The following is a 13,332-nucleotide window of genomic DNA, read 5'->3' as shown; positions in this document are numbered from 1 at the left end:
CAAGTATTGGAGTTCCTTCGTGACGGTTAGTTCTGCCTCCACCACCTTCGTCGATCGGCATATCGGCGCCCGCCGCCAGTCCGACATTGAGACCATGCTCAAGACCGTCGGCTACGACTCCGTGGATGCCCTCGTGGACACTGCGGTTCCCAACGACATCCGCCAGGACGTCGCGCTGACCCTGCAGGACGCCCTCTCTGAGGTTGAAGTCCTGGCAGAACTGCGCAAGCTGGCCTCCAAGAACAAGACGGCCGTGCAGATGATCGGCCAGGGCTACTACGACACCGTCACGCCTCCGGTGATCCGCCGCAACATCCTCGAATCCCCGGCCTGGTACACCGCCTACACGCCGTACCAGCCCGAGATTTCGCAGGGTCGCCTCGAGGCACTCCTGAACTTCCAGACCATGGTCCAGGACCTCGTTGGCCTGCCGATCGCCAACGCCTCCTTGCTCGACGAAGCAACTGCAGTGGCCGAAGCCGTCCTCATGATGCGCCGAGCCAACAAGAACAAGGCTGCCCAGGATGGCAAGACCGTCCTCGACGCCGACTGCCTGCCCCAGACCATCGCCATCGTAAAGGGTCGTGCCGAGGCACTCGGCTTCGAGGTTGAGGTCGCAGACCTTTCCCTCGGCCTCCCGGAGGGTGCCATCAACGGCGTCGTCCTCCAGCAGCCCGGTGTTTCCGGCCGCGTTTTCGACCACTCCGCTGTCATTGCCGAAGCCAAGGAACGCGGCGCACTCGTCACTGTCGCTGCCGACCTCCTTTCCCTGACGCTCATCACCCCTCCGGGCGAGCAGGGCGCCGACATCGCCGTTGGTTCCGCGCAGCGCCTGGGTGTTCCGCTGTTCTTCGGCGGCCCGCATGCCGCGTACATGGCCGTCCAGAAGGGCCTTGAGCGTTCCATGCCCGGTCGCCTCGTGGGCGTTTCCAAGGACGACGCCGGCGTCCCCGCCTACCGCTTGGCGCTGCAGACCCGCGAGCAGCACATCCGCCGTGAGAAGGCCACGTCCAACATCTGTACGGCTCAGGCCCTGCTGGCCATCGTTGCCTCGATGTACGCCGTCTATCACGGCCCGGAGGGCCTGAAAGCGATCGCCGAGACCGCCAACGGCCACGCCTGCACCCTGGCCGCCTCCCTGAAGGCTGCCGGCGTCGAGGTCCTGCATGGTTCCTTCTTCGACACCGTCACGGTTCGCGTCCCGGGCCGCGCCGCAGAGATCGTGGCAGCGGCCGAGGCCCGCGGGATCAACCTGCGCGGCGTCGATGCTGACAGTGTTGGTATCTCTGTTGACGAGACCACGACAACTGACATTGTCGGCAGTGTCCTTGAAGTGTTCGGTGCATCTTTGGTTGAGTCCGCTGATGGCTTCGCCCTCGACGGTTCGGTTGAGCGCACCAGTGAGTTCATGCAGCACCCGGTGTTCAACACCCACCGCTCCGAGACCCAGCTCCTGCGCTACATCCGCAAGCTCTCGGACCGCGACCTCGCGCTTGACCGCACCATGATCCCGCTGGGTTCGTGCACCATGAAGCTCAACGCGACGGCCGAGATGGAAGCCATTTCCTGGCCTGAGTTCGCCTCGATCCACCCGTTCGCTCCGGATTCCCAGACCGCCGGCTGGCGTGAACTCATCGCTGATCTCGAAGCCCAGCTGACCGAGATCACCGGGTACGACCAAGTCTCCATCCAGCCGAACGCCGGCTCCCAGGGCGAGCTCGCCGGGCTCCTCGCGATCCGTGGCTACCACCTCTCCAACGGCGATGACCAGCGTAACGTCTGCCTGATCCCCGCGTCCGCCCACGGCACCAACGCCGCATCGGCAGTGTTGGCCGGCATGAAGGTCGTGGTCGTGGCCACCGCTCCCGATGGCACCATCGATCACGTTGACCTGAAGGCCAAGATCGAAGCCAACCGCGATGCGCTCTCGGCGATCATGATCACCTACCCGTCCACGCACGGTGTGTACGACGCCGATGTCCGTGAAGTCTGCGACGCCATCCACGAAGCCGGCGGCCAGGTGTACATCGACGGTGCCAACCTCAATGCGCTCGTTGGCCTCGCCCAGCCTGGCAAATTCGGTGGCGATGTCTCGCACTTGAACCTGCACAAGACCTTCTGCATCCCGCACGGCGGCGGCGGACCCGGCGTCGGCCCCGTCGCAGCCAAGGCACACCTGGCACCGTTCATGCCCGGCGACGCAGCGTCCTGGACCGAGGGCAATGACGTTCCGATTTCGGCGTCCCGCTTCGGTTCGGCCGGTGTCCTCCCGATCTCCTGGGCCTACGTGAAGCTCATGGGTGGCAAGGGGCTCACCGAAGCCACCAAGTCCGCGTTGCTGGCTGCGAACTACATCGCATCCCGCCTCAACGACCACTTCCCGGTCCTCTACACGGGTGAAGGTGGACTGGTGGCCCACGAGTGCATCCTGGACCTCCGTGAACTCACGGCCAAGACCGGCGTCACCGCTGAGGATGTTGCCAAGCGCTTGATCGACTTCGGCTTCCACGCTCCCACCCTGGCGTTCCCGGTTGCAGGCACCCTCATGGTGGAGCCCACGGAGTCCGAGGACCTTGTGGAGATCGACCGCTTCATCGAGGCCATGATCACCATCCGTGCCGAGATCGAACAGGTTGCAGCCGGTGACTTCTCCGTGCAGGACTCCCCGCTTCGCCGCGCGCCCCACACGGCAGCCGCCGTCGTGAGCTCCGACTGGGACCGCGCGTACCCGCGTGAGCAGGCCGCCTTCCCGGTCCACCACCTCAAGCAGGACAAGTACTTCCCGCCCGTCGGCCGTATCGACGGCGCAGCCGGAGACCGCAACCTGGTCTGCTCCTGCCCGCCGATCGAAGACTTCGAGAACTAAGGACTGGTCATGACAGGGAAATACACCGCACTCTACGAAGAGCACAAGAAGCTTGGCGCGTCGTTCACCGATTTTGGTGGCTGGCAGATGCCGCTGAAGTACACCTCCGAGCTCGCCGAACACCACGCCGTCCGGAAGTCCGCCGGCCTCTTCGACCTCTCCCACATGGGCGAAGTCTGGGTCACCGGCCCGCAGGCCGCCGAGTTCCTGGACTACGCCTTGGTGGGGAAGATTTCGGCGATGGCCGACGGTAAGGCCAAGTACTCGCTGATCTGCCAGGAAGACGGCGGCATCATCGATGACCTGATCGTCTACCGTCGCGGCGCGGAGAAGTTCCTCGTGGTGCCGAATGCCGGCAACGCAGCAGTTGTGGCTGCGGAACTCCTGGTGCGTGCAGCGGGGTTCGACGTCGTGGTTGAGGATGCCTCCTCCGAGACCTCGCTCATCGCCGTCCAGGGCCCTCTTGCTGAAGCCATCCTGTTGCGCCTGGTTCCGGCTGGGCAGCACTCGCTGGTCACGGAACTGAAGTACTACGCCGCCGTCGAAGTCACGTTCCTGGTGGCCGGCAGTGGCCAGGACCTGCTCCTTGCACGCACCGGGTACACCGGCGAAGACGGCTTCGAGATCTTCGTCCCCAACGAGTCCGCAGCCGCGCTGTGGCAGGCGATCACCGCCGTCGCCGAAGAGGGCGAGCTGGTTCCCGCTGGCCTCGCTTCCCGCGACTCCCTGCGGCTGGAAGCGGGCATGCCCCTGTACGGCAACGAGCTCTCCCGCGAAGGCAATCCGTTCGCTGCCGGACTTGGGCCTGTTGTGGCGCTGTCCAAGGAAGGCGACTTTGTTGGCAAGGAGGCCCTCGCGGCGCTGAAGGCTTCCGGTGCGGGCGCTTCTTCCGGCCGCAAGCTCGTGGGCCTCAAGGGCCTCGGCCGCCGTGCCGGCCGCTCCCACTACCCGGTGACGAAGCACGGAGCCGTTGTAGGTGAAGTGACCTCCGGCCAGCCGAGCCCGACCCTGGGGTACCCCGTGGTGATGGCGTACGTCGACGTTGCCTTTGCCGAGCCGGGAACTGCCCTGGACGTGGACCTCCGCGGCAAGGCCGAGCCCTTCGAAGTCGTCGCCCTCCCGTTCTACAAGCGCCAAAAGTAGCGAGTTTTTGTACAGCTAATGACCCCAAAAGCCAGCTATAAAGGCATTAGCTGTACAAAAACTCCATGAATTTTCATTCAGCACACGTAAAGGAAACAGAATGCCCAAAGTAGCGCCCGAACTTCAGTACTCCGACGAACACGAGTGGGTCTCCCGCGGCGAAGGGAACTCGGTGTCCGTTGGCATTTCCGAGGTTGCCACCGACGCCCTTGGCGACATCGTGTACGTTGACCTGCCCGAGGTTGGCTCCACCGTTACCGCCGGTGAGACCTGTGGCGAGGTGGAGTCCACCAAGTCCGTCTCCGACTTGTACTCGCCCGTGACCGGTGAGGTCACCGAGATCAACGACGCCGTTGTTTCCGACCCCGCCCTCATCAATAACGACCCCTACGGAGCCGGCTGGCTCTTCAAGGTCGCAGCGGAGTCCGATGGCCCGCTGCTCTCGGCCGAGGAATACGCCTCCAAGAACGGTGGAGACCTGGCCTAGTCGCCAGTTGCCCGGGTTCCGGACTGGACATACGGGCGTAGCGTGGTTTGTAGTAACTGAATAATTTGCGACGCCGGGTTGCCGCCTTTGGGGGCCATCCGGCGTCGCGCTTCGGTCGTCTTTCGCCACAAGCGGGGGAGGCCATCCGGCAGGACGATCTGCCGGACCGATTCAAGCTGTATAAAAGGGATCCCGGCTATGGCTGTTGGTGTTTTCGATCTGTTCTCTGTGGGCATTGGCCCGTCAAGCTCGCACACTGTGGGGCCGATGCGGGCCGCCGCGGTCTTTGCCGGAGAGTTGAAGGACAGTGGTGTCCTGGGCTCGGTGGCGTCGTTGCGGGTGGATTTGTATGGTTCCTTGGCCGCTACGGGCCGCGGTCATGGGACCATGACTGCCACGCTGCTGGGCCTTGAGGGCTACCACCCCGAGTTGATCCTTCCCGAGGAAGTGGAGGAGCGGCTCGCGGCGATCGCGGAGACCGGGGTGCTGAACCTTGCGGGTGCGTCCGGTGATGGCGTGGAGTTGCCGTATGCGGTGGAGGATATGGTGTTGCATCCGTTGACGGTGTTGCCGCGGCATACGAATGGGATGAAGTTCGTGGTCTCTGATAGCGAGGGGAACGTGCTGCGGGAGGCGACGTTTTTCTCGGTTGGTGGCGGGTTCATTGTGCGTGAGGGTGAGGAGAACGCGGCCCGGGTGGAGTTGGAGGAGTCCAAGGCGGAGTTGCCGTTGCCGTTCCGGACGGCGGCGGAGTTGTTGGGCCGGTGCTCGTCGAAGGGTTTGGGCATTTCCGAGATCATGTTGATCAATGAGCGGGCGTCCCGGTCGGAGGAGGAGATCCGGGAGGGGTTGTTGCATATTTGGTCGGTGATGGAGGCCTGTGTTGAAACGTCCCTGAAGCGTGAGGGTGTGTTGCCGGGCGGGTTGCGGGTCCGTCGTCGTGCTCCTGACTGGCTGGAGCGGTTGTTGAAGGAGGACAAGGACCGGAACGATCCGAAGTATTGGCAGGAGTGGGTGAATCTGATCGCGTTGGCGGTCAATGAGGAGAACGCTTCCGGTGGGCGGGTGGTGACGGCTCCGACCAATGGTGCGGCGGGCATCATTCCGGCGGTTCTTTACTATGCGTTGAATTATGCTCCGGGCATGGACAAGGCCACCCAGGCCGATAGGGATGATGTGGTGGTGCGGTTCTTGCTCGCCGCTGGTGCGGTGGGGGTGTTGTATAAGGAGCAGGCTTCGATTTCGGGGGCTGAGGTGGGGTGCCAGGGTGAGGTCGGTTCGGCGTCGTCGATGGCTGCTGCGGGGTTGGCTGAGGTGATGGGTGGTTCCCCGGCTCAGGTGGAGAACGCGGCGGAGATCGCGATGGAACATAACCTGGGGTTGACGTGTGATCCGATTGGTGGGTTGGTGCAGATTCCGTGTATTGAGCGGAACGCGATTGCTGCGGCGAAGGCGATCAACGCGGCGAAGATGGCGTTGTGGGGTGATGGGACGCACCGGGTCTCGTTGGATGAGGTCATCGTGACCATGCGGGAAACGGGCAAGGACATGTCCCACAAGTACAAGGAAACAGCGATGGGCGGCCTCGCCGTCAACGTCGTCGAATGCTGAGGCTGTTCCCCTTGTGAGGCCTGCTCTGCGCCCCAAGACGCTCGCGTAGCACGTAGAGCTGGCCTCGCATTCCTGGGGTCCGTTTTGTGGGGCCTGCTCTGCGCCCCAAAACTCAAGAGAAGCACGTAGAGCTGGCCTCGCATTCCTGGGGTCCGTTTTGTGGGGCTTGCTCTGCGCCCCATTTCCAAAGCAGGGCCCACGCTGCCCGGGTTCCCTGGCCGAGCTTGCGAGGTTAGGGAGGCGGTGGGGATGCAGAGCGGGTCTCACAAGGCATGGACTCTGTTCGCTGTCAGTCCCTAGTGCCATGCTGTATCCATGAGCGGGGGATATGACAGGGATTTTTTGCGGGCACGCGTCGAGCTGCCCAGTCCGTCGGCAACGACGATTCTGTTGGATTACACCCACTTCTCCGTACGCTTTCGGGCAGCCCGGAAGCTTGCGGCGATCGTGGGCGTCAACATCAGCGGCAGCGAACTGAACCCGCTGGCACGCGAAGGAACCTGGCACTTTGACGAGCGGGTTCCCAAGGAGCAGCAGGCCGGCCCCGACGTGTACAAGAACAACGCCTTCGATCGTGGGCATCTGGTGCGGCGCCTGGATCCGGTCTGGGGGGACCAGGCGACGGCAAAGAAGGCAAACCAGGACACTTTTGTCTTCACCAACGCGGCTCCACAGGTTGATGACTTCAACCAGGGCAAGGAACTATGGGTCGGGCTGGAGGACCACGTCCTGGAGCACGCCGACACCTTCGATGCCAAGCTCAGTGTCTTCACGGGGCCGGTCCTCCTGGATGACGACCCTCCCTACCGTGGCGTCCAGGTGCCGAGGAAGTTCTGGAAGATCGCCGTGTGGACCAACGACGCGAAACTGGGAGCTGCCGGCTTCATCCTTGACCAGTCGCCGTTGCTGGGCAAAGTAGAGCTCAAAAAAGCCATCACCGAGCGGTTGCTCGACGGCGAACCACCCCCGCTCGGTCCCTTCCGGACGTTCCAGGTTCCCATCGGAGAAATCGCAGACCTCACTGGGCTGAGCCTCAACCGCCTCACGAACGCCGACCGGCTCGCCAGCGGCCAGCGCGAGCTGGGTAAGGCCCCGAAGGCGATCCGACTGGAGAGTATGGAGCAGATCCGGTTGTAGGATGCTCGAGGAATCAGCCGGGACTTTGGGTCAGGATGGGGAGGGGCCGTGGGGGACGAAACCGCATGGAATGTCAGCGGTAGTCGCGTCATCGTCAGAGACAAATGGATTTCTTTGCGGGCCGACGACTGTGTGACGCCATCCGGCGTCGTGGTGGCACCGTATTACGTTCAGGAAAACCCGGAATGGGTCTCCGTTTTCGCCCTGGATCGGGCCCGGAATGTGGTGCTGATCCGTGAGTATCACCACGGTGCAGGAATAGTCGCGCTGGGGCTGCCAGGGGGCGGCGTGGAACCGAACGACAGTTCTTTCGATGATGCTGTGAGGCGTGAACTCCGCGAGGAAACGGGATACGAAGCCGGAGAGCTGCACAGCCTCGGACACTCCTGGGCCAACTGGAACAGTCAAAGCAACCGGGTCCACTTCTACCTGGCCCTGGACTGTGAGCCCACTGCCGATCCCAGCCCGGATGAGGCAGAAGACATCGCCATCTCTCTTCTGCCGTTGGGCGAATTTCACCCGGGAATGTTGGGCCAGGGCTATCACCGGCTGAACGCGTACATGGCTGATGAACAGTTGGGTTCCCGGCCAACGTCCTGAGGTGCGCAGCGGGACCGTGACCCGCCTGTGGAATGAAGATCACGGCGTTCCATGAGCCGGTCCACGCGGCGCCACTGAGCCGCGTCCTCCCATGACCGATAGACTTGGGGCTGCATGTCCGCATGCGCACCTGCTTTGAACACTGCACCAAAACCCTGAGATTGGACACGGCCACCTTGCGAGAATTTACCGCCCGCTTTGCCACTGCCGAGGAAATCGATAACTGGGACAAGCACGTCACTGCCAATCCGAACGGTGGCAACATGCTGCAGTCGGACGCCTACGCGGCAGTCAAGGACGGCAACGGTTGGCTGGTCCGCCGGCTCGTCGTCGAGACCGCCGACTACGCCAGCTACAACCTCCTGCTGGAGAAAAAGTTTCCTGTCCTGGGGCGGCTCTGGTACCTGATCAAGGGCCCCGACGCGGAGTCGGTCGACGACATCAAGCCGATGCTGGACGCCGTCGCCACTTTGGCCGGCGAGCAGAAGCTGAACGTCTTCACCATCAAGATAGAGCCCGACGTCGTGGAGTCACCTGAGGTGACTGCGCAACTGAGGGCGGATGGCCTGGTGAAGGCCCCGAACATCCAGTCGAACGACTTCACCGCCATACTCGACATCTCGGCCTCCGCCAACGAGGTCCTGCGGAGCATCTCATCCCGCGCGCGCAACGCAGTCCGCCGGGCGGAGCGCGAGGGCTGCCAGGTCATTCAGGAAGAAGCCGGCGAGGACAGTTACCGCAAGCTCTACGCCCTTATGCAGAACACGGTCAATGCCAAAGGCGCCATGCCTTTGCGGAGCTATGAGTACTACGCCACGTTCTGGGGCGAATTCAGCAGCAGGGGCCAGGGGCAGTTCTTCTTCGTTTACGAGGACGGCCAACCGAGCGTAGGCGCTTTCGTGATCAACTACGGATCCAAGGCCACCTACAAAGACGGCGGCTCCACCCAGAACCGTAAGCAATATGGTGACTCGCACTTGGTCCAATGGGCAGCGATCCAGCGCATGCAGGAACTGGGGTGTGTGGAGTACGACTTCTGCGGCACACCGCCTTCTGCAAGCATCAAGGACAAGTCCCATCCGTTGTACGGACTGGGATCGTTCAAGACCAGCTTCACCAAGACCGTCACGGATTTTGTGGGCTGCTATGACCTCGTGCTGGGCCCGGTGCGGTACAAGCTGTGGCTCAAGGGCGCGGAGAAGGTTTTCAGGAGGCTCGAAACCATGCGTACCGGCGGCCAGTTCTACTGACAGGCAGCCCGAGCCAGCAAGCCAACGAACAGGCCCGCCCCGGCCACCAACGGGCGCATATCTAATCTAGGTGAGGTAATTTCTTTGACTCCGATCGAGGCTGGAACCGACATGGAATTCGTGATTCTCAGCGACGCTGATTTCGAGACATTCGCCAAGGGACACCCGCAGGGCAGCTTCATCCAGTCCATGGACCTGACGCGTTTCCAGCGAGCCCGCGGGCAGGAGGTCGAGCTCTTTGGCGTGACCCGCGGGGGGAGCCTCATTGCAGCGGGCAAGCTGACTTACACGTCCAACCGCGTCGGCTACAAAACCGCCGACTGTGCCAAGGGACCACTGATGGACTACAGCGACCCCGCGGTGGTTCGCTTCGTCGTCGAACAGCTGAAAAAGCACGCGGCGTCGAAGAAGGCCGCGGAGCTTCGCATCTCGCCCAACGTGAAGTACATCGCCCGCGATGAGGACGGTGCTGAGCACCCGGAGATCGAGGATAACCGACCGCTGCTGAAGGAACTTGAAGAGCTTGGGTTCAAGCACCAGGGTTTCGATATGAACTTCGCGAACATCAACTGGATGTTCATCAAGACCCTGGACGGCGTTGCGGATTCGGAAGAGCTCATCATGGGCATGAACTACCGCACCCGGAAGGCCATACGAAAAGCGGAGAAGAACGGCGTGTACCTGGAGCAGGCCACGTTGGAAACTCTGGACGATTTCTACAACGCGCTCAAGACCGCCGGTGACGAGAAGGGCTTCACGTACCGCGAACGCGAGTACTACGAGCAACTGCTCCGTAGCACCTCCGATGAGTTCACCAAACTCATGATGGCCAAGATCAACATCCCGGAGTACCGGGCGTCGATCACCGAGCGCCTTGAGGCGGAGTCCAAAACCTTGGCCGAGCTCAAGCGGGAGGTCGAGGAAACCGGCAGCAAGAAGAAGGCCAACCGCGTCAAGGTGGTGCAGGACCTTGTGGACAGCTATGAGCGCAGCCTCAAGGATATTGAGCGTTTCCCGGATTCCGCAGGTGTGGCAACCGTCGCCGCCATTCACTTTGCATGCTCCGGCGATGAGCTCACCTGCGTGATCGGTGGTACCGTCCAGGACTACATCTACTTCAACGGCGCAACTTCCCTCTACTGGGGCATGATGCTCCATGCACTGAACAACGGCTACTCCCGGTACAACTTCTACGGGACCTTCGGCATCCAGGGCCAGGACGAGACCGGGCACGGCGGATACGAATTCAAGAAGGGCTTCGGCGGCGAAGTCGTTCAGTTGCTGGGTGACTTCGTTGCTCCTGTCAGCCCTGTGAAGTACACGGTGTACCGCGTGGCCAGGAAGCTCGCAGGGACCGCACAGACAGTACTGGGACGATTGCCACTTGGGAAATTGCCGGTAGTTGGGAAACTCCGGGGGAACCGCTGATCACAACAAGGCACAGGAGGATCACCGCGTGACTGAACGCCCCGATGGGTCCACCGGGAGGCCCCACACCGACGGGTTGCCGAAGACACAACCATTGCGTCCGTCGCAGGTACGGCAGAACGTCAACGCCAAGCGCATGCTCATGCGCCTGGTGCAGGGTGACAGCCCGCCCACAGCACCCATGAACATCGTGGACCGGCTTGCGGGAAGTCCCTACGCCAACCCCACCATCCAAGTGGTCGGCGTTGATGCTTCGGCCCGGAAAACCATCGACTTCGCGCTCCATTTGGCCGAGGTCATGTTCCGGTATGGTGCAGGTGCCTTGGAAGTCGAAACGAGCATGATCGCTGTCACTGCTGCGCTGGGCTTGAAGAACGTGGAAGTGGACATCACCAACCAGTCGGTGGCCATCAACTACGCTCCCAAGGACCAAACACCCATCACGCTGCTGCGTGTGGTGCGTTCCTGGACCAATAACTACGCAGGTTTGGCACAGGTCCATCAACTGGTCACGGACATCGTGGCCGGGGGAGTGGGGCGCGACGAAGCCGTCCGCAGGCTGAACGACATCATCCGCAGTGCAAAACCCTTCCCACGGTGGATGGTCACGATTGCTTTCGGTATTTTTGCCGCGGTCTTCGTTGGCGTGCTGGGTGGAGGAATCGGTGCCTCGGCTGTGGCCTTCGCCTCCAACATCGTCATCAGCCTGCTCTCGCGTCAGCTCGCAAGATGGCGCACGGCCGACTTCTTCAACACCATGGCTTGCGCCTTCTTCGTCACCTTTGTTGCCCTGATGCTTCGCTGGGCGGGGGTGGAAATAGCGCCATCAATTGTGGTGGCAGGCGGGATCCTGCTGCTGCTTCCGACTGGCCGCCTGGTGTCATCGGTCCAGGACGCGATCAACGGCTTCCCCGTGACCGCCGCAGGCCGGTTCCTTTCCACGCTGCTGACCTTTGGTGCGATCGTCGCGGGCATCGGCGTCGCCGTCGTGGTGGGAACACTCATGGGCAGCACGGTCCTGGACGTCACCCAAACCTTCCCCGACGCCTACCCTTTGTGGGGCCAAGCCATCCTGATAGCCATCGCGGTGGTCGCGATTGGCGTCACCGAGCAGACCCAAATGCGGTTGCTGCTTCCGACGGCGGCAGTTGGGTTAGTGGGCTTCTTCGTTTTGTGGGGGGTCGGCCAAGCCGGCCTTGGCGACCGTCTGTCGCCCGCCGTCGCAGCCGTGGTCATTGGCCTGGTGGCCCGGGTAGTGGCACTGAAACTGGGTGCTCCCCAGCTGGTGGTCGCCGTGCCGGCGGCACTGATCCTGCTGCCTGGTCTGACGATTTTCCGCTCGATGTATGCCCTGACCGTTGAAGGCGGAGACATTCTGCTGGGCGCTGGCGGCATGCTCAACGCAGGGGCGATCGTGCTCGGTGTTGCGGCTGGGATCGTGCTCGGCGACAACCTCGCGCGGCCACTGACGAAGGGCCTGTCCAGCAATGAACGCCGGAGGGTTCGCCGACGCTAAGACGCCTCGCCCTCGCCTAGATCTGGCCGACAGGGAGTTTCTTTTCCGCCTGGAAGACTTCCTCCACACGGCCCTGCGCCCAATACCCGGACAACGAAACCTGCGAACGTTCGAGGCTGCGCTGGACAAAGAAGATCTCCCGGAGGCCCTTCATGTATCCACGCTCGCCGTGGGCGAAGACATCTACCCGCCCGGGCAGCCATTCCGTGGCGCGGAGGGCTTCGAGGAGAAGGTCGCTGGAACCGGCCGGTGTGCCCTTGCGCAGCAGCCAATGGAGCTGGATACCCTCCGGCGCTGAAATGGGAAGGACATCGGCCTCGTTGTCCACTTCGAGATAGACATGTCCCCGGGCCTCAGGGGATAGGGCTTCAACGCAGGCGGCGATGGCGGGAATTGCAGCGTCATCTCCCGCGAAAAGGTACCAGTCGGCGCCCGGGGAGGGGCTGTAGCCGCCGCCGGGTCCGGTGAAGATCAGGGAATCTCCGGGCTTTGCTGCGGCAGCCCAGGGGCCCGCGAGGCCTTCATCGCCATGGACGACAAAGTCGATGGCCAGTTCCTGCGCCTCCAGGTTCACCCACCGGATGGTGTAGGTCCGGGTGTGCGGCCACTGTTCGCGTGGCATGGTCTCGCGGATGGCCCACAGGTCAAGGGGCTGCTCGTACTCCACGCCGTCCTGCGGAAAGACGATCTTGACGTACCGGTCCACGTAGTCGTTGTTCGCGTAGTCGCTGAACCCGGGTCCGCCGGCCACGATCCGCACCATGTGCGGTGAAAGGCGTTCGCTCCGCAGGACGGTCAGGTTGACCTGCGGGCGGGTGTTGCGTGTGGCGGACGATGTGACAGGAAGAGCGGTCATATAGGCAAGCCTAAGCTAATTGGCTGGGTGCTTGATGGGTATGCGTCGAACGTTACACACGCTCTCTCACGTTCCCTGCGTTTGAGCGTGACTGCGGTCGTCAATTTCTTGAGACAGGTTCGTTGTTTGTTTTGGGTTAGGCCGCCAGGGTTTGCTGGGCGCGGGTTTGGTAGTTGGTGTGGGCTTTGGCTGGTGCAATGCCGCCGGCCCGGCGGTTGGGCCGGCGGCGGTTGTACCAGGACTCGATGTAGTCCATGACGCCGGTCCGTGCAGCGAGTCGGGTGGTGAAGCGTTGGTGGTGGTAAAACTCGGTTTTCAGGTGGGAGAAGAAGTTCTCCGCGACGGCGTTGTCCCAGCACACCCCTACTTTGCCCATGGACTGGGTAATGGCATGATCGGCGCACCAGTGTTGGAACTCGTCAGAGGTGTATTGGGTGC

Annotated in this window: 11 protein-coding genes; 9 read left to right on the top strand and 2 right to left on the bottom strand. The window is 62.5% G+C overall.

Annotated elements, in window-relative coordinates:
• The first annotated feature begins 19 nt into the window (after nt 1-19).
• The 9 genes from gcvP to ACFVSI_RS15180 all read left to right on the top strand — a co-directional run bounded on the left by gcvP (nt 20) and on the right by ACFVSI_RS15180 (nt 12,038).
• A complete protein-coding gene (gene gcvP / locus ACFVSI_RS15220; RefSeq protein WP_387825236.1) occupies nt 20-2,866 on the top strand; it encodes an aminomethyl-transferring glycine dehydrogenase in 2,847 nt (948 codons plus the stop codon).
• 9 nt (nt 2,867-2,875) lie between these two features.
• Entirely contained in the window at nt 2,876-4,009 is a 1,134-nt protein-coding gene (gcvT, locus tag ACFVSI_RS15215; protein ID WP_387825233.1) for a glycine cleavage system aminomethyltransferase GcvT, read from the top strand.
• Between the two features lie 100 nt (nt 4,010-4,109).
• Nucleotides 4,110-4,496, top strand: coding sequence for a glycine cleavage system protein GcvH (gene gcvH / locus ACFVSI_RS15210; RefSeq protein WP_377546084.1), 387 nt, complete (start codon nt 4,110-4,112; stop codon nt 4,494-4,496).
• A 198-nt stretch (nt 4,497-4,694) separates the two neighbouring features.
• Nucleotides 4,695-6,107, top strand: coding sequence for an L-serine ammonia-lyase (locus ACFVSI_RS15205; protein ID WP_387825230.1), 1,413 nt, complete (start codon nt 4,695-4,697; stop codon nt 6,105-6,107).
• A gap of 315 nt (nt 6,108-6,422) precedes the next feature.
• A complete protein-coding gene (locus ACFVSI_RS15200) occupies nt 6,423-7,244 on the top strand; it encodes a DNA/RNA non-specific endonuclease (RefSeq protein WP_387825227.1) in 822 nt (273 codons plus the stop codon).
• A gap of 48 nt (nt 7,245-7,292) precedes the next feature.
• Nucleotides 7,293-7,844, top strand: coding sequence for an NUDIX hydrolase (locus ACFVSI_RS15195; RefSeq protein ID WP_387825225.1), 552 nt, complete (start codon nt 7,293-7,295; stop codon nt 7,842-7,844).
• 161 nt (nt 7,845-8,005) lie between these two features.
• Nucleotides 8,006-9,094 (top strand): lipid II:glycine glycyltransferase FemX, encoded by a 1,089-nt coding sequence (locus tag ACFVSI_RS15190; protein WP_387825222.1) that lies wholly within the window; start codon nt 8,006-8,008, stop codon nt 9,092-9,094.
• Between the two features lie 111 nt (nt 9,095-9,205).
• Nucleotides 9,206-10,522 (top strand): peptidoglycan bridge formation glycyltransferase FemA/FemB family protein, encoded by a 1,317-nt coding sequence (locus ACFVSI_RS15185; protein ID WP_387825219.1) that lies wholly within the window; start codon nt 9,206-9,208, stop codon nt 10,520-10,522.
• A 28-nt stretch (nt 10,523-10,550) separates the two neighbouring features.
• Nucleotides 10,551-12,038, top strand: coding sequence for a threonine/serine exporter ThrE family protein (locus ACFVSI_RS15180; RefSeq protein ID WP_387825217.1), 1,488 nt, complete (start codon nt 10,551-10,553; stop codon nt 12,036-12,038).
• 16 nt (nt 12,039-12,054) lie between these two features.
• Here ACFVSI_RS15180 and ACFVSI_RS15175 read toward each other — a convergent pair whose 3' ends face one another.
• On the bottom strand, nt 12,055-12,894 hold the full coding sequence (locus ACFVSI_RS15175) for a siderophore-interacting protein (RefSeq protein ID WP_387825214.1): 840 nt from the start codon (nt 12,892-12,894) through the stop codon (nt 12,055-12,057).
• Between the two features lie 136 nt (nt 12,895-13,030).
• Nucleotides 13,031-13,332: IS3 family transposase (locus tag ACFVSI_RS15170; protein WP_387825211.1), on the bottom strand; the 302-nt coding region annotated here is incomplete at its 5' end.

This window comes from Paenarthrobacter sp. NPDC057981, from assembly GCF_042886835.1.
Classification (GTDB): domain Bacteria; phylum Actinomycetota; class Actinomycetes; order Actinomycetales; family Micrococcaceae; genus Arthrobacter.
Note: the sequence above shows the minus strand (reverse complement) of the source record. Positions and strands in the feature narration are given on the sequence as shown.